This is a genomic window from Ascidiaceihabitans donghaensis (assembly GCF_900302465.1).
GTDB lineage: Bacteria > Pseudomonadota > Alphaproteobacteria > Rhodobacterales > Rhodobacteraceae > Ascidiaceihabitans > Ascidiaceihabitans donghaensis.
The window spans coordinates 3,212,675-3,232,243 of sequence record NZ_OMOR01000001.1; the positions used below are offsets into that span (position 1 = coordinate 3,212,675).

Consider the following 19,569-nt stretch of genomic DNA (forward strand, 5'->3'; position numbering starts at 1 on the left):
AATCAGCGTCCCTTTTTCTTGGCGTGACGCGAGCGGATGATCAGCTTTTGCGACGCTTTGTTTTTGTTGCGTGTGCGCGCACCCTTGGTTGGTTTGCCCCATGGGGAAACCGGGTGACGACCACCAGAGGTCCGGCCTTCACCACCACCGTGCGGGTGGTCGATCGGGTTCATAACGACACCACGCACACTTGGGCGGATGCCCTTGTGACGCATGCGGCCCGCTTTACCGAAGTTCTGGTTCGAGTTGTCGGGGTTGGACACGGCACCAACGGTGGCCATGCATTCCTGACGCACCAGACGCAGCTCGCCTGAAGACAGGCGGATCTGAGCGTAACCGCCATCACGGCCCACGAACTGGGCGTATGTGCCGGCAGCACGGGCGATTTGACCGCCTTTGCCAGGCTTCAGCTCGATGTTATGAATGATTGTACCGATGGGCATGCCCGAAAATGGCATCGCGTTACCGGGTTTGATGTCTGCTTTGGCCGCAGAGATCACCTTGTCACCAACCGCAAGGCGCTGAGGCGCCAGGATGTAGGCCTGTTCGCCGTCTTCGTATTTTACGAGCGCGATAAAGGCTGTGCGGTTAGGGTCATATTCGATGCGTTCGACCGTGGCCGATACATCCATTTTGTTGCGCCGAAAATCTACGATACGATAGAGGCGCTTTGCCCCACCGCCTTTGCGGCGCATCGTGATCCGTCCGGTGTTGTTCCGTCCGCCGTTTTTCGTCAAGCCTTCAGTGAGGGCTTTGACCGGGCGGCCTTTCCAGAGCTCCGAACGGTCGATCAGTACCAGCCCACGCTGGCCCGGCGTCGTCGGTTTATACGACTTGAGTGCCATGTTGTCTGTCTTCCGTTTTGCTATGTGACGGGTTGCCCCGCCGTGGTTATAGGCCCCCGTAGGTGCCAGAGTTTGGTGTGGTGTGGTGGATCGAGATCCACCTTACCGGGTGCTGCGTAAGGTGCATCTTGATGCGCCTTTGCAAACAACAACGAAGCCCCGAACGAATCCGGGGCCTTGTCGATGGGGTCTGATAGGGTGGTTGGCGTGTGGGGTCAAGCAACAATGCCGCTCTTTTGCCTTTGACCGGGCCTGCATGCGCCCGTATCGTTTTTCCCAAGCGACACTGGGACATTACGCATGGCACGGACACTCTGGCAGACCTTTGCGGCGACCCTTTGCCTGACGCTTACTCGGTCTCTTACGCCTCTGCCAATCCTGCCCTGCCCCCCGCCAAGCCAAAGCCCCGCGACATCCCGAAAACCAACCACCTGGGCGAAGACCTCCGTGGCCTCGCCCTGCCCGCAGCCATGGCTTTGAAATTGCCAGGCGGCGAGGTCATCGCCCTATATGGTTACATCGTGGGCAAGCGGGACGGATCCTCCAACTACATTTATTGGAACAAAGCCGTCGGCGCCGAGTGCCGCGGCAAGACCGCGTTGTCGGACGGGGGCTATGGTTCTGGCGAGTTCTTCTGCACCCGCCAAGGCCGCGACATAATGCGCGGCCCCTTCGTGGTGGTGCCCCAGAAGTATCGAAAGCTAAGGGGCGAGGTGAAGGCGACGTTTGATTTCGCGGGTGGCTCCCAAGTGCAGGTCAATCTGGCGTGGCGCGCGGCTGGATTTCCGAAGTTACGGGATGTGTTGGAAGGGTTTTAGGCGGGTGTTCCGGGGCTAGGTTTGCGACATCAGTGCCCGTGTCTGGCGTTGTTGGGCGGGGTGAACCCCGCCTTACCGGGTGGGGTGTAAGGTGCGTCTTGACGCGCCTTTGCACACAACAACGAAGCCTTGCCGATTGGGGTCGTCGGGATGGATGGAGTATGGGGTCAAGCTGGTTGGGCTTGTTTTGTTGGGTTTGGTGGTTTGATTGGGGAACCGAGGGTGCGCGATGGGCCGGGAACTGGCGCTGTGACACATGTTGGGGTCACTTTATGGCTGCTGCTGTTATGTGTGTTCTCTAGGGAGTGCCCCCCCATCCAAGCGCTAGGCCGCGGGACGGCCCATCGCTCGCCCGGCGCCTGCGGCTTGATTCCGGGCTGGTGGGTGCGTCATGTATTGGTCGATACTTCATCCCAGCCAAAGTCATCCAGAACATGCGTTGTTAACCAATTCAACGCATAGTGCCGTTCCATAACAACACCTGCGTCCAGATTCGATGGCATAGGTTTTTGCCTTAACCCAGCTTCCCTTACCGCCCAATGAATGCGGTAGATGAAGTCCGCTTCATCGAGCAGCTCCGCTTGAGGTCTCAATTCCAAACTCTTCAAGAAAGTTTCTCTGTTCCCAACATGAAACAATTCCCAAAGCGCATTCCAATCGCAGGGCGTTGTTGGGAACGATAGTGATGCCTCTAACCCAACCGACCACAGCAGCACATGTGCGGCCTCTGTGCGCCAAGACGCTTGAAGCTTCTCGTGATCAGTCGCGTTAGCGTCAAAAAGAAACCTTCTCTCAAGAGGCGACAAAGCATCTCCAACATCATAGTGCTCAATACCCGCATGCACAAACTGGTCAGCCGCTCCAGCCCCTTTCATCGAAACCAGAGCTAAACAGATGATCCTCAGGCCTACTTCTTCTTTTGAACGACGAAGTGAATCCTCTTCTGAATTGGTCTCAGGGAGGTGGTCGATATAGGGAACAGAATGATCTTGAAGCCTAGAAATTGAGTTCTCTTTGCGCGTCGCCGCTCCGTTCTCACTCATAGTCATACCTCGACTTGCACTGCACGGAGGCTATTCCTTAGAAACCGAGTGTCAAGGAACGCCAGCCAACAAAAAAACCCCAGCCTGTTTCCAGACTGGGGTTTCTCAATTTCACCGTAAGGTGTCGCCTTCGGCGCACCACATCGCGCTGATTACAGCCCGGTGCTCACGTCGATTGTGTTGCCCTCTTCGAGCGTCACATATGCTTTTTTGACGTCTTTGCGTTTACCCAACGCACCACGGAAGCGCTTTACTTTGCCCTTTGTGATGGTTGTGTTCACAGCCTTAACCTTCACACCAAAGAGCGCCTCAACAGCGTCTTTGATCTGCGGTTTATTGCTGTCGATCGCCACTTCAAACACGACCGCACCATTTTCGGATGCCATTGTCGCTTTTTCGGTGATGATCGGCTTACGGATCACGTCGTAATGTTCTGCCTTGGCACTCATTTCAAGCGAGCCTCCAGTGCTTCGACGCCCGCCTTCGTGAGCACAAGTGTGTCACGCTTGAGGATGTCATATACGTTTGCGCCCATTGTTGGCAGGATGTCCAAGCCTTCAATGTTGCGGGATGCTGTGAGGAAGTCCTCGTTGACGGTGGCCCCATCGATAACCAAAGCGCGTTTCCAACCGAGGTTTTTCACTTGCTTGGCCAAGGCCGCTGTTTTGCCGTCAGACGCTGCATCTTCGATGATCACCAACTCACCAGCTGCCATTTTGGCAGACAGCGCGTGGCGCAGACCGAGTTTGCGGAACTTCTTTGTCAGGTCGTGGCCGTGCGAACGCACAACGGGACCTTTGTAAACGCCACCGCCACGGAAGATCGGGGCCGAACGTGCGCCGTGGCGTGCGCCACCGGTGCCTTTTTGGCGATAGATCTTCTTTGTGGAATAGCTGACTTCACGACGGGTTTTCACCTTGTGCGTGCCAGCCTGGGCGTTGTTGCGCTGCCAGCGCACGACGCGGTGCAAGATGTCTGCGCGTGGCTCAAGACCAAACAGGGCCTCGTCCAGGTCAACAGAACCGGCTTTGCCGCCGTCCATTTTGATCACATCAAGTTTCATGCTTCACCACCTTCCGCAGGGGCCTCTTCAGCCGGAGCCGCTGCCGCTGCCGATTTCAGAGCGGCCGGGAACGGCACGCCTTCTGGCAATTTCTTTTTCACAGCGTCTTTGACCGTGACCCAGCCGCCTTTGGAGCCTGGGACCGCGCCTTTGATCATGATCAGGCCGCGGTCTGCGTCTGTTTTCACAACCTCAAGGTTTTGCGTGGTCACGCGGGCTGCGCCCATGTGGCCGGCCATTTTCTTGCCTTTGAAAACTTTGCCCGGGTCCTGACATTGGCCAGTGGAGCCGTGCGAACGGTGAGAGATGGACACACCGTGTGTCGCACGCAAACCGCCAAAGTTGTGACGCTTCATCGCACCGGCAAAACCTTTACCAATGGATGTGCCTGACACGTCAACCTTTTGACCATCCAGGAAGTGCTCAGCTGAGAGCTCTTCGCCAACGGCGATCAGATTGTCTTCAGAGACGCGGAACTCGACCAGTTTGCTTTTGGGCTCAACCTTTGCGGCGGCGAAGTGCCCACGCATCGCTTGGCTGACGCGCTTTACTTTCGCGGTGCCAGCCCCCAACTGCACGGCTGTGTAGCCGTCACGGTCGTTTGTTTTCTGTGTCACGACCTGCAGGCCGTCCATTTGCAAAACGGTCACAGGGATCTGCTTGCCGTCTTCCATGAACAACCGGGTCATGCCGATTTTCTTTGCGAGAATTCCAGAGCGCATAATCAATACCCTCCTTTAAGACTGCAATTTGATCTCGACGTCCACACCAGCCGCAAGATCAAGCTTCATCAGCGCGTCTACGGTTTGTGGGGTCGGATCTACGATGTCGAGCAGACGCTTGTGCGTGCGGATCTCGAACTGATCGCGGGATTTCTTGTCGACGTGGGGGCCACGCAGAACTGTGAATTTTTCGATCTTGTTCGGCAGCGGAATGGGGCCGCGAACAGATGCGCCGGTACGCTTGGCAGTGTTGACGATCTCTTGTGTGGATGTGTCCAGCACGCGGTAGTCAAACGCCTTCAACCGGATGCGGATATTTTGGCTTTGTGCCATATGTCGTCATCCCTTGAGTTGGGATTGAGAACGGAGAGGAGGACCATGGCTCATCCAGAGCCCTCATCGCGTCTTTTGGCGAAACATAAAGAAGGGCACGCATGGCGCACCCTTGTTCCGTGAGTGGGCGTATAGGGGGAGTCGGTTAAGTCATCAACCCTTAATTTGACCTACCTGACATAGGGCAGCGCAGGACCGTGGGGTGGTGCGGCGAACCTTTGTGGATGGCACTTTATCGCGCCGCACCTGCTGACCCTCGAAAAGGCAGCGCATCCCTGTCCAAAAGCACCAGCCCGCCGGACGGTCCGGTGCTGCCCGGCGCGCTGTGCGCTTGATTCCGGGCTGGCGCTATTCCTCGTCGTTCACATCATAGCAAGAGACAGAAATTCCCATCCCAAGTTCTGATAGTTTCTCCATCTCAGCGACCGCAAATTCCAAATTGCACTGACCTTCGTGGTAATAGGCCACATCGCATTGGCGATACTCATCCCCGACGGACGCCAGCATGTTTCGATGCGACCACAGCGTCGATACAAAAATTGGAAACGTCATTTCTCCGAAGTTAAATGAAATGTAGGAGTCTGGTCGCGGACTGTCCTTATAGAGTCCCCGTGGCTCAAAAGAGCCTTTCATACCCTCACGAAGCACATAAATGTCCGGCAGCGTTTTAATGATCTCAATATTGAGATCAGATCCACTCAAGTCGCACGAAAACTGTAGCGTTTTGAACGTGAGTTTAGTTTTGCTCGCCGACATGTCAGCCCCTACTCCCGCGCCAAGAACGCCGTGATCTCGCGTTGTGGCACGCCGTTCTTCACGCTCCGGAACAGCAAATCCAGACCGCCGTCCGCCAGCGTCCGGTGGTACTCTTGCAGTTCGTATTCCCCACCTTCGGTAATCGCCAGAGAAAACACCGAAAAGGTTTCTTCTTCAAAGCGGGCCCAGACAAATGGCTGTCCTTTCAACGGATCAAGCGGCACCTGTTTGCCGAAGATGTTGGTCTTCATCGCGGAGCCGTAGATATTGTCGCGTGCGCTGGGAACAAAATCGATTTCATTGGTGCTTTCGCGGATGTCGCCGTCGTCGCGGTAGGACGTAGAGGTCCATGTCAGTTGGAACCCGTCGTCCTTTGGAACCATGTCCACGCGAATTGTCCGCCCCTTGGTTTCACCATCCAAAACAACATCTGCCTGACCAAGATAGCTGCCGACAAATTGGTTAATTGAACCCGCCAACGCAGGGATAGGCGTCAGCATGGCAAGGGTAAGAATTACAGCGCGCAGCGGGGACAAAATATGTTTCATACGCTTAAGATAATGCGTCTTTGATGAATTGTCAGTGAAAGATAAAAAGAAAAAGGCCGCCCCGGTGTATGGGGCGGCCTTTTGACGTATTTCGACTGAGTGCTCCGCCTCTGCTCTCATTGCTCTTGCAGAGCAATTACCGCAGGTGACGGCCACCCGGTGTGCGCCCCGAAGGGCGCAAAGCGATTTACTCAGTGATTTTGGACACAACGCCGGCGCCGACTGTGCGGCCGCCTTCGCGGATCGCGAAGCGCAGGCCTTGCTCCATCGCGATTGGCGCGATCAGCTCAACGTCGAACTTCAGGTTGTCGCCCGGCATAACCATTTCCGTGCCTTCTGGCAGCGCAACTGTGCCCGTCACATCCGTTGTACGGAAGTAGAACTGTGGGCGGTAGTTGGCGAAGAATGGCGTGTGACGGCCACCTTCTTCTTTGGTCAGGATGTAGGCTTCGGCCTCGAACTTGGTGTGTGGCTTCACGGAACCCGGCTTGCAAAGAACCTGGCCGCGCTCAACACCTTCACGGTCAACGCCGCGCAACAATGCGCCGATGTTGTCGCCCGCTTCACCACGATCAAGCAGCTTGCGGAACATTTCAACGCCTGTGCAGGTTGTCTTCGTTGTGTCACGAATGCCAACGATTTCAATCTCTTCGCCCACGTTGATCACGCCGCGCTCAACACGACCTGTCACAACTGTACCACGACCGGAGATCGAGAACACGTCTTCAACAGGCATCAGGAACGGCTGGTCAACCGCACGCTCAGGCGTTGGGATGTATTCGTCAACCGCAGCCATCAGGGCTTTGATCGCGTTTTCGCCGATTGCTTCGTCACGGCCTTCCATGGCTGCCAGAGCGGAACCAGGGATCACTGGAATGTCGTCGCCTGGGTACTCGTAAGAGGACAACAGCTCACGGATTTCCATTTCAACCAGCTCAAGCAGCTCGTCATCGTCGACCTGATCCACTTTGTTCATGAAAACAACCATGTGCGGGATGCCAACCTGGCGGCCCAACAAGATGTGCTCACGTGTTTGTGGCATCGGGCCGTCAGCCGCGTTCACAACCAAGATCGCGCCGTCCATTTGCGCGGCACCGGTGATCATGTTTTTGACGTAGTCGGCGTGGCCGGGGCAGTCGACGTGCGCGTAGTGGCGTGTCTCTGTCTCGTATTCAACGTGCGCGGTCGAGATCGTGATCCCACGCGCTTTTTCTTCGGGCGCGCCGTCAATCTGGTCATACGCCTGGAAGTCACCAAAGTACTTGGTGATCGCCGCTGTCAGCGTCGTTTTGCCGTGGTCAACGTGGCCGATTGTGCCGATGTTGACGTGCGGCTTATTGCGTTCAAACTTTTCCTTAGCCATGGGATGGCTCCTTTGATTTTTCAGTGCGTGCAACGCACGCAACTTGGCGTTTGGGTAAGGTGCGCATAGGAACGCGCACCTACTTTTGATTTAAGCGAATTTCGCTTGGATCTCTTCGGAGATGTTGCTTGGAACAGCTTCGTAGTGGCCGAACTGCATGGTAAAGTTCGCACGACCCGATGACATCGACCGCAAGGTGTTGATGTAACCGAACATGTTGGCCAAAGGCACTTGCGCGTCGATAGCAATTGCATTGCCGCGCGTGTCTTGACCTTGAACCTGACCACGACGAGACGTCAGGTCACCAATGATACCACCTGTGTATTCTTCAGGCGTAATCACTTCGACTTTCATGATTGGCTCAAGCAGTTTCGCGCCAGCTTTACGCATGCCTTCACGCATACACATACGGGCAGCGATTTCGAACGCGAGAACCGAAGAGTCAACATCGTGGAACTTACCGTCCAGCAATTCAACTTTGAAGTCGATCACAGGGAAGCCCGCCAAAGGACCGGAGTCCATGACCGAGTTGATACCCTTTTCAACACCCGGAATGTATTCTTTCGGAACAGAACCACCAACGATGCGGGATTCGAAAGAATAGCCTTCGCCCGGCTCTGTTGGAGAGATCAGCAATTTGACCTCGCCAAACTGACCAGAACCACCGGACTGTTTCTTGTGCGTGTAGCTGTGCTCAACTTCGTGGCCGATGGTCTCACGGTATGCCACTTGTGGCGCACCAATGTTCGCTTCAACTTTGAATTCACGCTTCAGACGGTCGATCAGAATGTCGAGGTGCAATTCGCCCATGCCGCGCATGATTGTTTGACCACTTTCGACGTCTGTTTCCACGCGGAAGGATGGATCTTCTGCTGCAAGACGCTGCAGACCCAATGACATTTTCTCTTGGTCGGCCTTGGTTTTAGGCTCAACCGCGATCTCGATCACCGGATCAGGGAAGGTCATCGTTTCCAGAACAACCTGAGCCTTGTCATCAGACAAAGTGTCACCTGTTGTTGTGTTTTTCAGACCGGCAAGCGCAATGATGTCACCCGCGTAAGCTTCAGTGATTTCGTCTTGCTTGTTGGAGTGCATCATAACCATACGGCCGATGCGTTCCTTGTTGCCCTTCGTTGTGTTCATCAGCGTGTCGCCTTTGGCAAGCGTGCCAGAGTAGATACGTGTGAACGTCAACGTGCCCATGAACGGGTCGTTCATGATTTTGAACGCGAGGCCGGAGAAGGGCATTTCGTCATCCGCACGACGTGCGATGTTACGCGTTTCTTCTTCGTCGCCCGGTGCAAAGCCCATGTAATCAACAACGTCCAATGGGGACGGCAGATAGTCGATCACAGCGTTGAGCAATGGCTGAACGCCTTTGTTTTTGAACGCGGAACCGCCCAAAACAGGAACGAATTTCAGCTCAAGGCAGCCTTTGCGCAGCAAAGCGCGCAATTCAGGAACTTCAGGCTCTGTGCCTTCCATCAGATAGGCTTCCATGGCGTCGTCGTCCATTTCAACAGCCGCTTCAACCATCTTCGCACGCCATTCGTCAGCTTGCGCTTTCAAACCGTCACGGATGGGGGCTTTGATCCAGGACGCACCAAGGTCTTCGCCCTGCCACAACCATTCTTCCATGGTCACCAGATCGATCAGGCCTTCAAGCTCGGTTTCGGCACCAATTGGAATACCAACCGGAATAGCCGTAGCACCTGTGCGGTCTTCGATCATGTGAACACAGTTGAAGAAGTCCGCGCCGATTTTGTCCATTTTGTTGACAAAAACGATACGTGGAACTTTATAACGGTCGGCCTGGCGCCAAACCGTTTCAGTCTGTGGCTCAACACCGGCGTTCCCGTCCAAAACAGTCACGGCCCCATCGAGAACAGCCAAAGAACGTTCAACTTCAATAGTGAAGTCAACGTGGCCCGGTGTGTCGATGATGTTCATGCGGTGCTTCAGGGAATCGGCGTCTGTGCCGTTCTCTGTGCGTTCCCAGAATGTCGTCGTCGCAGCGGAAGTAATGGTAATACCCCGTTCCTGCTCTTGCTCCATCCAGTCCATTGTTGCTGCGCCGTCGTGGACTTCGCCAATGTTGTGGGACTTGCCTGTATAGAACAGGATGCGTTCGGAACATGTGGTCTTACCCGCATCAATATGCGCAATAATTCCGAAGTTCCGGTAGCGGTCGAGTGGATAATCGCGTGCCATAGCTTTGCGTTCCTCTTACCAGCGATAGTGGCTGAAGGCTTTGTTTGCCTCGGCCATTTTATGGGTGTCTTCGCGCTTTTTCACAGCTGTGCCGCGGGACTGTACGGCGTCCATCAGCTCACCTGCGAGGCGCTCTTCCATTGTGTTTTCGTTGCGCGAACGGGACGCTTTGATCAACCAACGGATGGCCAATGCTTCGCGGCGTTCTGGACGCACTTCAACGGGAACCTGATACGTCGCACCACCGACGCGGCGCGAACGCACTTCGACGGATGGTTTGATGTTGTCCAGTGCTTCGTGGAAAACTTCCAGAGGCACCCGTTTGATTTTTGCTTCTACACGATCCATCGCGTTATAAACGATGCGCTCGGCAGTGGATTTTTTGCCATCGATCATGAGGTTGTTCATGAACTTGGACAATACGCGGTCGCCAAACTTTGCGTCTGGCAGGATCTCGCGTTTTTCAGCGGCGTGACGACGTGACATCTGCGGATCTCCTTATTTAGGCTTCTTGGCGCCGTATTTCGAACGACGTTGTTTACGGTCTTTAACGCCCTGAGTATCCAGAACACCGCGCAGGATGTGGTAACGCACACCGGGAAGGTCTTTTACACGACCACCACGGATCAGAACCACAGAGTGCTCCTGAAGGTTGTGGCTTTCACCGGGAATGTAGGAGATGACCTCGAAGCCGTTTGTCAGGCGCACTTTGGCGACCTTACGCATAGCAGAGTTCGGTTTCTTTGGTGTCGTTGTATAAACGCGCGTGCATACGCCACGTTTTTGAGGACACTGCTCCAAGTGCTGCGACTTGGAAGTCTTACGCTTTGGCTGACGCGGCTTGCGGATCAGCTGCTGGATCGTTGGCATAGGCGGTTTTTCCCCGTTTTTGCGCTCATCGGAACCCCTGGTTGCCCAAGGGCGGTTCAATCGTGTCGGCCAGTCTGATGTTCGCGCGGTGCCACATGTTCGTGTGACAAAGCAAAAACACCGCAATGTTCCCGTACCGAGGTGAACAAGGCGGTGGGTTCTCAGAGGATGCGCCCAGCATTAGGACGGATCTTGACCACTCCAGTTTTGATGTCGGATTTCGGGCGTGTGCCGTGATCCGGATAGCGGGCGTATAGGGGGAGTCGTAGAGGGTGTCAACGGGGGTGGGGATCCGTGCGAAATCCAGTGTAGTTCATTTGGCCCAATGCCAACGCAATTGGACAACATATGAAGTTTTATCTATGATAAAAATGGAACTGCAAGCGCGATCTTGGAGGAACAGTAGACGGTATGAATTTGGCAATTGTCTTTGGCGTCATAATGACACTCTATTTCGGGTTCTTACTGACCTATGGTGTTCGGTTCCTGTTGAAGCTTCGCAAAGGCGACTATGACACGCCCCCAAAACCCGCCACGCAACACCATTCGGATCATACATCTATAGACCCGGTCACCGCGTATTTGTCCTCTGATTAACGAGACAGTCTGGCCCAGAACGATCCTATAAATTGGGTGTCGCCGGCACCGACAAGATGGTGGCAACCCAACGTAGAAAGTCTCTTTCATGATCCAAGCCATCGGCCTTTGCCGCTTTTCCTACCCCGCCCTTGGCGGGTTTCAGGTCGAGCATGAAAAGATAGAGGATCGCATTGCCTATCTCTATGCGGAGAAACGCTTGCAAGAACGCTTTGCCCTGTTTGAACACGTTGCGCTGCCTTGCCTACGCGCCCAGACCGATCCGAATTTCGAGATCATCATCGTCGTTGGTGACAGCTTGCCAGACATGCATTTGACCCGCCTCATGGACCTGATCGAAGATATGCCCCAACTACGTGTTCAGGTGCATCCCCCCCTGCCCCACCGCCAAGGCATGCGCGACATTCTGAACGACGCGCGGCACGACAGGTCAAAGCCATGCCTGCAATTCCGCTTTGACGATGATGATGCCATCGGTGTGGATTTCATCACCCGCCTACGTGAGGCCGCAACAGATGCCAAACCGCTGACCGCGAAACATAAGATGGTGGCGTTCGATTTTCACCACGGGTGGACGGCTGAATTCACGGGCCAAGGGATCAGCGCGACACAGACCTACCGCCCGATGTTCACCGCTGCCTTGGCCGTTCAGGTCGCGGGTGGCAACGGGCAAAGCATCATGAACTTCGGACACGAGAAGATGGGGCGCTTTATGCCGGTGGTCAGCTACGGGGACACGCCTATGTGGATACGGTCACACAACGACTTCAACGACTCTCGTCAAAAAGCCAACGCCAAACCCGTGCGTGTCAAACCTTTGAATGACGCGCAACGTGCACTGTTCAAAGACCGCTTTGCCATCGACGAAGACGCCATCAAAACAGCCTTTTCAGCCCTTTAACAAAGCCCGTTCGCGGTACAGCGTGAACAGCCCCATAGCGACCACAATCCCCGCCCCCAGCATCGTCAGACCATCGGGCCAATCGCCAAAGATCAGCCATCCCAGCAACAGCGACCAGATCAACCCAGTGTAGCGAAAGGGGGCTATGAACGACACATCGCCGGTGCGCATGGTCGCCACGCTAAAGTAATACCCGCCCAGAATGAACAAGGCCGCCAAGGCAATAAGGCCCGCAAACTGTGGCGTGACAGGGACCCAAGGCGTGGCCAAAGACGCAAAGCCTGAAAAGATCATCACCGACAAAATGGCACATAGGGTCACTGTCATGGACGGTACGTCTTTGGACAATTTCTTGGTGGCCAGATCGCGCACTGTCACACACATCACTGCGGCCAACCCATACAAGGCGTAGACGTTGAAGCCGTCTGTGCCGGGACGCACAATCAATAAAACGCCGCTAAATCCCACCACGATCGCAAGCATTCGGCGCCAGCCTACTTTTTCGCCAAAAAACAATGCAGTGCCCAAAGTCACAGTCAAAGGAAGCGCTTGCAAGATCGCGGTCAGGTTCGCAAGCTGCATGTTAAACAGCGCATTAAGGAAGAAATACGCCGTCACAACTTCGGCCACACAGCGCAGTGCAATCAGCAGCCAATCGTCCCGACGTATCCGGAAATGCACGGTGCCAAGTGTTCGTGCAAGGAACAAGATCAGGATCGTTGACAACACCCCACGCAAAAACAGCATTTGAAACAGGGGCATCTGCGTGCCGATGGATTTGGTTGCGGCATCGTTGAAGGTGAAGCAGGCCATGGATGCCATCATCAACAAGGCACCGGCAAGATTTGGCGACATCTAAAGCGCCCTGACCGTATCGTAATCAAGTCCGAATTCGTTTCGCAGATAATGTCGCAAACGCTTTTCTTTCCAGTCACGGGCACGACCAGTTGGGGCGGCACCTGAGTCGTTGTCTTCATGCACCGACCGGATGAACATCGGCCGGTTCACTTCGGTGAATGTATCATAGAATTGTGAAATGGCGCGGTGGTTACGGCTGAACACATTCTGTCCGGTATCAAGGCCCGTCACCAACGCCATGCCAACACCCAAAGGGGCGCGTTCGTAACATTCGCGCAGCGGCTGTTCCCGGTCGGATGTGTCCAGATAAAAACCCCGGTTGAAGGCAATGCAAAAGGGATCATCATGTAAGCGCAGCGGCAAAATCCCTGTCGCCAAAGCGCGCACACGGCCCACTGTGCCTTTGTGCATGGCATCATCATCATCCAACCGAAAGGTGGCAACGTGCGTTGCATCCGCGGCCTGCGGCAACGCATCGAAAGACGCTTTGACGGCCTGAATGTGGTTCATGCTGGGCAGTTTAATGACGTGCAGCGATGGATGATCCGCCACAAGCGCATCCAGGCGGGCGCGGGCCGCATCGGGGAACGTGTCACCAACCAGTATCCCCGTTTGAAAATCTTGATCATCCTGCAAAAGCAAACTGGGCAATGCCAAGGTTTCAAAATAGGCAAACCGTCGTTCCAGACGGTCGGTATCGTACAGTGTGGCTTCCACCACATCCAACCCTTTGTCAGACAGGGCAAAACCACCTTGCGCCGGATAGGAGAAGCGCACCAAACCTTTGACGGCAATATTTATCTGATCTGACATCGGCACCTGCATGTTTTCGTCTGCACGCTAGCGCCTTATGTCGAGGCACAAAACCCCTGTTTGCCTGTTGATGGCCCCCGCACCTCAAGATGGGGGGCCTGATAGCTTAGAGGGTTGTGGCGCAGCCAAAGTTGCGCGATGGCTGGTTGATATGGTGCGGATTGACGATCAACACCCACATGGCCGGATATCCAGGCGCTTGGGTGCGCGAGTAGGAACAGCCCGTGGATGTTGTGAACCATTGACCTTGGAAGGATTCTGGTGGGCGGTTCAGCAAGTGGTCAGACCCACTGGCCGATGCCGTGCTGATTGATGCCATATACCCCTGAGAGCGATCCCCAAAGTTGATGCCGACGTCTGCTGTCGCTGCTGTCCCTGTAAGCAGCAAAACCGCTGCCAATGCCTTACCCAACATGTTTGTCTCCTGTGATCTGTGATGGCTTTATGTGTGCCTTGATATGATCGTGTAGACAGGGGGCGCGTGACAAAATCCGGTAAGGAGTGTGGCGAAAATGTGCAGATTTATTCCGAACTAATTGAAATTAATGTAAAATTTTTTAAACTTAGGCGTTCTCCGGATCATATGGCCGCTTGATCCCCAGCGTTTTCTCCAATCTGTCCCAGGTCACTGTCTCAAACCGCTCTGGCCACTCTACCCCTGACGTCTTGGCCTGTTCGCGCGCCCGCGGCAGATAAGCCGCCGCATACGCCAGATGTGCCTCGATCATGCCAGCGCGTGATACCAAAGGTGCAGGCAGGCCTGTCAGCAATGCTTTTTGCGACGCACTCAGCAAACGGTTCAAATGCAACATACCTCCACGATGCGGTGCGTTGGTTTGTGTGATCAACAGCTCTACCAACATATTGCGCAAGTGGAACACGCCCAGCACACCGTTGATGTATTCCTCGCGCCCCGCTGCCAGATGCAACAGCCCGAGGATGCGAATGAATTCTTCATACTGGTATCTCAGCCGTTTTGGATTTGGCGCGACAGGCGGCACACTTTCTTTGAGAGTGTCGAACAATCCGGCATGGTCAAACAACGGTTTCAAGGTGTTCTGCGCATAGCCCCCAAGTTGTTCAGGCTTCAGGATCAGCACATCGGTGCGCGTCCAATCAGCTGTGATGGCATTGATCAAAACCGGCACGGTGGTGCGATCCCACCACAGCACAATTTCTCCGGTCTGTGCGATGGCTTTGCGCCAAAGCTGTGCAATCTCGTCTGTTGCACCCGTATCGCTGACAAGGATGAAATCAATATCGCTGTAGGCGTCTGCCAACCCGTTGCCATAGCTGCCACCTAAAAACAGCCCGCTGATCTCAGGCTCATCCCTGAGCGATGTGGTGATCGTTTCGATAACACTTTGATGGTTCATCATCTGCATCCTGTGTTGCTGCGCCATAAGCATATCAACAGGGTACATTACAAAAAAGGCCCCCGCGCATCGCTGCATGGGGGCCCTTTGAAAATGTTTTGAAACGAACGCTTAGTCGCGGCTTTCCTCGGATGTGTCGATCACGGTGTCAAAGACATCGCCGCCCACCACATCTTCGCCCGGAACCGGAGCGGCCAAACGTGCGGCTTCTTCGGCTTCTTCACGGCGTGCTTCGATGACCACGTTGTCACGGTCGGTTGCAATGTTGCGCACTTTTTGTGTCGCACCACCTGTACCGGCCGGGATCAAGCGACCCACGATAACGTTCTCTTTGAGGCCAACCAGTTTGTCGCGTTTGCCCTGCACAGAGGCTTCTGTGAGAACGCGCGTCGTTTCCTGGAAGGAGGCCGCAGAGATGAACGAACGTGTCTGCAAGGACGCCTTTGTGATCCCCAGAAGGATCGGCTCGCCTTTGGCCATGCGGCCTTTCTTGGACACGGCCTTGGCGTTGGCTGCGTCGAATTCCTGCTTGTCCACATGTTCGCCTTTGAGCAACGTGGTGTCCCCAGATTCCGAGATTTCCCACTTTTGCAGCATTTGGCGCACGATGACTTCGATGTGTTTGTCGTTAATTTTCACACCCTGCAGGCGGTAAACGTCCTGCACTTCGTCGATCATGTAGTTGGCAAGCGCTTCGACGCCCATGACCGCAAGAATATCGTGCGGGGCCGGGTTGCCGTCCATGATGTAGTCGCCCTTCTTGATGAAATCACCTTCCGCAACCGGAATGTGTTTCCCTTTGGGCACCATGTACTCGACCTTGTGATCCGGATCTTCGGAGGACTCAATCGCGATGCGACGCTTGTTTTTGTAGTCTTTGCCAAAGCGCACATAGCCGTCGATTTCCGCGATGATTGCGTGGTCTTTGGGGCGACGTGCCTCAAAGAGTTCCGCAACCCGTGGCAAACCACCGGTGATGTCCTTGGTTTTGGAACCCTCACGCGGGATACGCGCGACGATTTCACCAGCGACAATTTCCTGCCCGTCTTCGATGGACAGAACAGCGTCCACAGACATCGGGTAGGTGACGGGGTTGCCTGCGTCATTGCGCACGGGCTCACCATCTTTGTCGACCAAGATGATCTCTGGTTTCAGTTCGTTGCCTTTGGCAGCCGAACGCCAGTCGATCACGATCTTTTGGGTCATGCCTGTCGCATCGTCGGTTTCGTCCTTCACAGCAATCCCGCTGACAAGGTCAACAAATTTGGCTGTACCGGATTTCTCCGCGATCATGGGCAATGTGTACGGATCCCATTCGAACATCTTGTCGCCGGCCGCGATGGCCTGACCGTCTGTGATGAACAATTTGGAACCGTAGCCCAGCTTGTGGCTGGCCACTTCAACGCCGTTTTCGTCGTTGATCGCCATCTTCATGTTCCGGCCCATCACCATCACATCGCCTTGGGCGTTGGTCAGGGTTTGTGGGTTTTCGAACACGACTGTACCGGCGTGGGAGCTTTCCAAGAAGGACTGCTGACCACCCTGCGCAACACCGCCGATGTGGAAGGTCCGCATCGTCAGCTGTGTGCCGGGTTCACCAATGGACTGCGCCGCGATGATGCCAACAGCCTCACCGGTGTTGACGCGTGTACCACGGGCAAGGTCACGACCGTAGCATGTGGCGCAAACGCCTTCTTCGGCCTCACAGGTCAAAGGTGAGCGAATACGCGCAGAGGCCACTTTGAAGTCTTCCAAAGAGTCCGCCATGCGTTCGTCGACCAGTGTCCCTGCTGCAATCAGCACTTCGTCTGTGCCGGGCTTCAGGATGTCTTCGGCCACAACACGGCCCAAGAGACGCTCGGACAAGGACGACACAACTTCACCGTCGTTGATCGCCGGAACCGCAAAGATAGAGTTTTCGGTGCCACAATCGATCATGCGCACGATGCAGTCCTGTGCCACGTCAACCAAACGACGTGTCAGATAACCCGAGTTCGCCGTTTTCAGAGCCGTGTCAGACAGACCTTTCCGCGCACCGTGTGTCGAGTTGAAGTACTCAAGAACGGTCAGACCTTCTTTAAAGTTCGAGATGATCGGCGTTTCGATGATGTCGCCGTTCGGCTTGGCCATCAGACCACGCATCCCGCCTAGCTGTTTCATCTGCGTGACAGAGCCACGCGCACCGGAGTGGGCCATCATGTAAACCGAGTTCGGTTCCATTTCAGCGCCCGCCTCATCCGTGCGTTCCGCAGAGATCGAGCCCATCATCGCGTCGGTGACCTTGTCGTTACATTTCGACCAAGCATCGACCACTTTGTTGTACTTTTCGCCCTGTGTGATCAGACCGTCCATGTACTGCTGTTCAAAGTCCTTCACCTGATCGCGGGTTTCTTCAACCAGCGGCCATTTGGTGTCGGGGATCAACATGTCGTCTTTACCAAACGAGATGCCTGCCTTGAACGCTTCACGGAAACCCATGGTCATGATGTGGTCACAGAAGATAACCGACTCTTTTTGCCCACAGTAACGGTAGACCGTATCGATGACCTGCTGCACTTCCTTCTTACGCAGAAGGCGGTTCACCAGTTCAAACGGCGCTTTGGCGTTCAGCGGCAAAAGTGCGCCAAGACGTACACGCCCCGGTGTCGTTTCAAAGCGTTGCATCACTTCGTTGCCATGTTCGTCAATTTGCGGAATCCGCGCAGTGACTTTGGCGTGAAGGTGAACGGCACCTGAATCAAGCGCGTGTTGCACTTCTTCGATAGAACCAAAGACCATGCCTTCGCCCTGCATGCCTGCGCGTTCAAGGGTCGTGTAATACAGACCCAAGATCATATCCTGCGATGGCACGATGATCGGCGCGCCGTTGGCAGGCGACAGAACGTTGTTCGTGGACATCATCAAAACGCGTGCTTCAAGCTGCGCTTCCAAAGACAGCGGCACGTGGACCGCCATTTGGTCACCGTCAAAGTCCGCGTTAAAGGCGGAACAAACAAGCGGGTGCAACTGAATGGCTTTGCCTTCGATCAGAACGGGTTCAAACGCCTGAATGCCCAAACGGTGCAAGGTCGGCGCACGGTTCAACATGACAGGGTGTTCGCGGATCACCTCATCGAGGATATCCCAGACCTCTGGACGCTCTTTTTCCACCAGTTTCTTGGCTTGCTTCACGGTGGAAGACAGCCCTTTGGCTTCAAGGCGCGAATAGATGAACGGCTTGAACAGTTCGAGCGCCATCTTTTTGGGCAACCCACATTGGTGCAGCTTCAGTTCCGGACCGGTCACAATGACGGAACGACCAGAGAAGTCGACGCGCTTGCCCAAAAGGTTTTGACGGAAGCGACCTTGCTTACCTTTCAGCATGTCGGACAGCGATTTCAGCGGACGCTTGTTGGCACCCGTGATCACACGACCACGACGGCCGTTGTCGAACAAGGCATCGACAGATTCCTGCAACATACGCTTTTCGTTACGCACGATGATGTCGGGCGCGCGGAGTTCGATCAGACGCTTCAGACGGTTGTTCCGGTTGATCACACGACGGTAAAGGTCGTTGAGGTCAGACGTCGCAAAACGACCACCATCCAGCGGGACCAAGGGGCGCAGTTCTGGCGGGATCACGGGGATCACGGTCAGAACCATCCATTCCGGGCGGTTGCCGGATTCGAGGAAGGATTCCACGACTTTCAGACGTTTGATGATCTTCTTAGGCTTCAATTCGCCTGTGGCTTCGGCCAAGTCGGCGCGCAGCTGGTCGGCTTCGGCTTCCAGATCAATCGCGGCCAGCATTTCGCGGATCGCTTCGGCGCCGATGTTGGCGGTGAAAGCGTCCATGCCGTAGGCGTCTTGGGCGTCCATATACTCTTCTTCGGACATCATCTGACCGTAGGAAAGCTCTGTCAGACCGGGCTCGATCACAACGTAGTTTTCAAAGTACAAAACACGTTCCAGATCGCGCAACGTCATGTCCAGCATCAGGCCGATACGGGATGGCAACGATTTCAGGAACCAAATGTGTGCGACGGGGGCTGCCAATTCGATGTGGCCCATACGCTCGCGACGCACTTTTTGCAGCGTAACTTCCACACCGCATTTCTCGCAGACAACGCCGCGGTATTTCATGCGCTTATATTTGCCGCACAGGCATTCGTAGTCTTTGATCGGGCCAAAGATACGTGCGCAGAACAGGCCATCACGCTCGGGCTTGAACGTCCGGTAGTTAATGGTTTCCGGCTTTTTGATTTCACCGAAAGACCACGAGAGAATGCGCTCTGGCGAGGCCAGCGACACTTTGATCTCGTCAAACACCTTTGGGGGTGTGAGCGGGTTAAACGGGTTGTTTGTCAGTTCCTGGTTCATTTTCAATTCCTTGAATTGGGAGCGTAGGGGTTTGAGGAGCGCCGTTTTCTTTGAAAGAAAACGGACCGGAAACTTTATAAGTTTCCGGCTGTT

General features: G+C 54.9%; 20 protein-coding genes. 3 read left to right on the forward strand and 17 right to left on the reverse strand.

Annotation, left to right across the window (positions count from 1 at the left end):
• Window positions 1-2: 2 nt before the first annotated feature.
• On the reverse strand, window positions 3-845 hold the full coding sequence (gene rplB / locus ASD8599_RS15955) for a 50S ribosomal protein L2 (protein WP_108829452.1): 843 nt from the start codon (window positions 843-845) through the stop codon (window positions 3-5).
• Window positions 846-1,054: 209 nt separating this feature from the next.
• Between rplB and ASD8599_RS15960 the strand changes: the two genes are divergently transcribed.
• Entirely contained in the window at window positions 1,055-1,663 is a 609-nt protein-coding gene (locus tag ASD8599_RS15960; RefSeq protein ID WP_108829453.1) for a hypothetical protein, read from the forward strand.
• Between the two features lie 389 nt (window positions 1,664-2,052).
• On the opposite strand, the gene ASD8599_RS15965 is transcribed toward ASD8599_RS15960, so the two are convergent.
• From ASD8599_RS15965 to rpsL, 11 genes are all read right to left on the reverse strand, one after another.
• The gene (locus tag ASD8599_RS15965; RefSeq protein ID WP_181364516.1) at window positions 2,053-2,706 is read right to left on the reverse strand and encodes a DUF4272 domain-containing protein; all 654 of its coding nucleotides are present in this window, start codon (window positions 2,704-2,706) and stop codon (window positions 2,053-2,055) included.
• A gap of 152 nt (window positions 2,707-2,858) precedes the next feature.
• Entirely contained in the window at window positions 2,859-3,155 is a 297-nt protein-coding gene (locus ASD8599_RS15970) for a 50S ribosomal protein L23 (RefSeq protein ID WP_108829455.1), read from the reverse strand.
• Window positions 3,152-3,769, reverse strand: coding sequence for a 50S ribosomal protein L4 (gene rplD, locus ASD8599_RS15975; protein WP_108829456.1), 618 nt, complete (start codon window positions 3,767-3,769; stop codon window positions 3,152-3,154). Before rplD ends, ASD8599_RS15970 begins: the two co-directional genes overlap by 4 nt.
• Window positions 3,766-4,491: a 50S ribosomal protein L3 gene (gene rplC / locus ASD8599_RS15980; protein ID WP_108829457.1), complete on the reverse strand. Its 726-nt coding sequence runs from the start codon at window positions 4,489-4,491 to the stop codon at window positions 3,766-3,768. Before rplC ends, rplD begins: the two co-directional genes overlap by 4 nt.
• A 15-nt stretch (window positions 4,492-4,506) precedes the next feature.
• Window positions 4,507-4,824, reverse strand: coding sequence for a 30S ribosomal protein S10 (gene rpsJ, locus ASD8599_RS15985; RefSeq protein WP_011567658.1), 318 nt, complete (start codon window positions 4,822-4,824; stop codon window positions 4,507-4,509).
• A gap of 348 nt (window positions 4,825-5,172) precedes the next feature.
• Window positions 5,173-5,580, reverse strand: coding sequence for a hypothetical protein (locus tag ASD8599_RS20320; RefSeq protein WP_108829458.1), 408 nt, complete (start codon window positions 5,578-5,580; stop codon window positions 5,173-5,175).
• 8 nt (window positions 5,581-5,588) lie between these two features.
• Window positions 5,589-6,128: a hypothetical protein gene (locus ASD8599_RS15995; RefSeq protein WP_245926070.1), complete on the reverse strand. Its 540-nt coding sequence runs from the start codon at window positions 6,126-6,128 to the stop codon at window positions 5,589-5,591.
• Window positions 6,129-6,315: 187 nt separating this feature from the next.
• Window positions 6,316-7,491 carry an elongation factor Tu gene (gene tuf, locus ASD8599_RS16000; RefSeq protein ID WP_108829459.1) on the reverse strand — a complete coding sequence of 392 codons (1,176 nt, stop codon included), beginning with the start codon at window positions 7,489-7,491 and terminating at the stop codon, window positions 6,316-6,318.
• Window positions 7,492-7,581: 90 nt separating this feature from the next.
• The gene (gene fusA, locus ASD8599_RS16005; protein ID WP_108829460.1) at window positions 7,582-9,702 is read right to left on the reverse strand and encodes an elongation factor G; all 2,121 of its coding nucleotides are present in this window, start codon (window positions 9,700-9,702) and stop codon (window positions 7,582-7,584) included.
• Between the two features lie 15 nt (window positions 9,703-9,717).
• A complete protein-coding gene (gene rpsG, locus ASD8599_RS16010) occupies window positions 9,718-10,188 on the reverse strand; it encodes a 30S ribosomal protein S7 (protein WP_108829461.1) in 471 nt (156 codons plus the stop codon).
• Between the two features lie 12 nt (window positions 10,189-10,200).
• Window positions 10,201-10,572, reverse strand: coding sequence for a 30S ribosomal protein S12 (gene rpsL / locus ASD8599_RS16015; RefSeq protein ID WP_108829462.1), 372 nt, complete (start codon window positions 10,570-10,572; stop codon window positions 10,201-10,203).
• Between the two features lie 411 nt (window positions 10,573-10,983).
• On the opposite strand from rpsL, the gene ASD8599_RS16020 reads away from it, so the two are divergent.
• Entirely contained in the window at window positions 10,984-11,169 is a 186-nt protein-coding gene (locus ASD8599_RS16020) for a hypothetical protein (RefSeq protein WP_108829463.1), read from the forward strand.
• Window positions 11,170-11,260: 91 nt separating this feature from the next.
• The gene (locus ASD8599_RS16025) at window positions 11,261-12,070 is read left to right on the forward strand and encodes a putative rhamnosyl transferase (protein ID WP_108830232.1); all 810 of its coding nucleotides are present in this window, start codon (window positions 11,261-11,263) and stop codon (window positions 12,068-12,070) included.
• Here the strand turns inward: ASD8599_RS16025 and ASD8599_RS16030 are convergent.
• The 5 genes from ASD8599_RS16030 to rpoC all read right to left on the reverse strand — a co-directional run bounded on the left by ASD8599_RS16030 (window position 12,059) and on the right by rpoC (window position 19,476).
• A complete protein-coding gene (locus tag ASD8599_RS16030; RefSeq protein ID WP_108829464.1) occupies window positions 12,059-12,925 on the reverse strand; it encodes a DMT family transporter in 867 nt (288 codons plus the stop codon). The genes ASD8599_RS16025 and ASD8599_RS16030 overlap by 12 nt on opposite strands.
• The gene (locus ASD8599_RS16035; RefSeq protein ID WP_181364517.1) at window positions 12,926-13,741 is read right to left on the reverse strand and encodes a glycosyltransferase; all 816 of its coding nucleotides are present in this window, start codon (window positions 13,739-13,741) and stop codon (window positions 12,926-12,928) included.
• A gap of 106 nt (window positions 13,742-13,847) precedes the next feature.
• A complete protein-coding gene (locus ASD8599_RS16040; RefSeq protein ID WP_108829466.1) occupies window positions 13,848-14,156 on the reverse strand; it encodes a hypothetical protein in 309 nt (102 codons plus the stop codon).
• A 148-nt stretch (window positions 14,157-14,304) separates the two neighbouring features.
• Complete coding sequence (locus ASD8599_RS16045; protein WP_108830233.1) at window positions 14,305-15,117, reverse strand: nucleotidyltransferase domain-containing protein; 813 nt, start codon at window positions 15,115-15,117, stop codon at window positions 14,305-14,307.
• Window positions 15,118-15,228: 111 nt separating this feature from the next.
• On the reverse strand, window positions 15,229-19,476 hold the full coding sequence (rpoC, locus tag ASD8599_RS16050; RefSeq protein ID WP_108829467.1) for a DNA-directed RNA polymerase subunit beta': 4,248 nt from the start codon (window positions 19,474-19,476) through the stop codon (window positions 15,229-15,231).
• Window positions 19,477-19,569 lie beyond the last annotated feature (93 nt).

Excerpts from the sequence above, each read along its gene's own strand:
- rplB (WP_108829452.1), bottom strand. The coding sequence starts at position 845 with ATGGCACTCAAGTCGTATAAACCGACGACGCCGGGCCAGCGTGGGCTG.
- ASD8599_RS15965 (WP_181364516.1), bottom strand. The coding sequence starts at position 2,706 with ATGAGTGAGAACGGAGCGGCGACGCGCAAAGAGAACTCAATTTCTAGG.
- ASD8599_RS15970 (WP_108829455.1), bottom strand. The coding sequence starts at position 3,155 with ATGAGTGCCAAGGCAGAACATTACGACGTGATCCGTAAGCCGATCATC.
- rplD (WP_108829456.1), bottom strand. The coding sequence starts at position 3,769 with ATGAAACTTGATGTGATCAAAATGGACGGCGGCAAAGCCGGTTCTGTT.
- rplC (WP_108829457.1), bottom strand. The coding sequence starts at position 4,491 with ATGCGCTCTGGAATTCTCGCAAAGAAAATCGGCATGACCCGGTTGTTC.
- rpsJ (WP_011567658.1), bottom strand. The coding sequence starts at position 4,824 with ATGGCACAAAGCCAAAATATCCGCATCCGGTTGAAGGCGTTTGACTAC.
- ASD8599_RS20320 (WP_108829458.1), bottom strand. The coding sequence starts at position 5,580 with ATGTCGGCGAGCAAAACTAAACTCACGTTCAAAACGCTACAGTTTTCG.
- ASD8599_RS15995 (WP_245926070.1), bottom strand. The coding sequence starts at position 6,128 with ATGAAACATATTTTGTCCCCGCTGCGCGCTGTAATTCTTACCCTTGCC.
- tuf (WP_108829459.1), bottom strand. The coding sequence starts at position 7,491 with ATGGCTAAGGAAAAGTTTGAACGCAATAAGCCGCACGTCAACATCGGC.
- fusA (WP_108829460.1), bottom strand. The coding sequence starts at position 9,702 with ATGGCACGCGATTATCCACTCGACCGCTACCGGAACTTCGGAATTATT.
- rpsG (WP_108829461.1), bottom strand. The coding sequence starts at position 10,188 with ATGTCACGTCGTCACGCCGCTGAAAAACGCGAGATCCTGCCAGACGCA.
- rpsL (WP_108829462.1), bottom strand. The coding sequence starts at position 10,572 with ATGCCAACGATCCAGCAGCTGATCCGCAAGCCGCGTCAGCCAAAGCGT.
- ASD8599_RS16020 (WP_108829463.1), top strand. The coding sequence starts at position 10,984 with ATGAATTTGGCAATTGTCTTTGGCGTCATAATGACACTCTATTTCGGG.
- ASD8599_RS16030 (WP_108829464.1), bottom strand. The coding sequence starts at position 12,925 with ATGTCGCCAAATCTTGCCGGTGCCTTGTTGATGATGGCATCCATGGCC.
- ASD8599_RS16035 (WP_181364517.1), bottom strand. The coding sequence starts at position 13,741 with ATGTCAGATCAGATAAATATTGCCGTCAAAGGTTTGGTGCGCTTCTCC.
- ASD8599_RS16040 (WP_108829466.1), bottom strand. The coding sequence starts at position 14,156 with ATGTTGGGTAAGGCATTGGCAGCGGTTTTGCTGCTTACAGGGACAGCA.
- ASD8599_RS16045 (WP_108830233.1), bottom strand. The coding sequence starts at position 15,117 with ATGAACCATCAAAGTGTTATCGAAACGATCACCACATCGCTCAGGGAT.
- rpoC (WP_108829467.1), bottom strand. The coding sequence starts at position 19,476 with ATGAACCAGGAACTGACAAACAACCCGTTTAACCCGCTCACACCCCCA.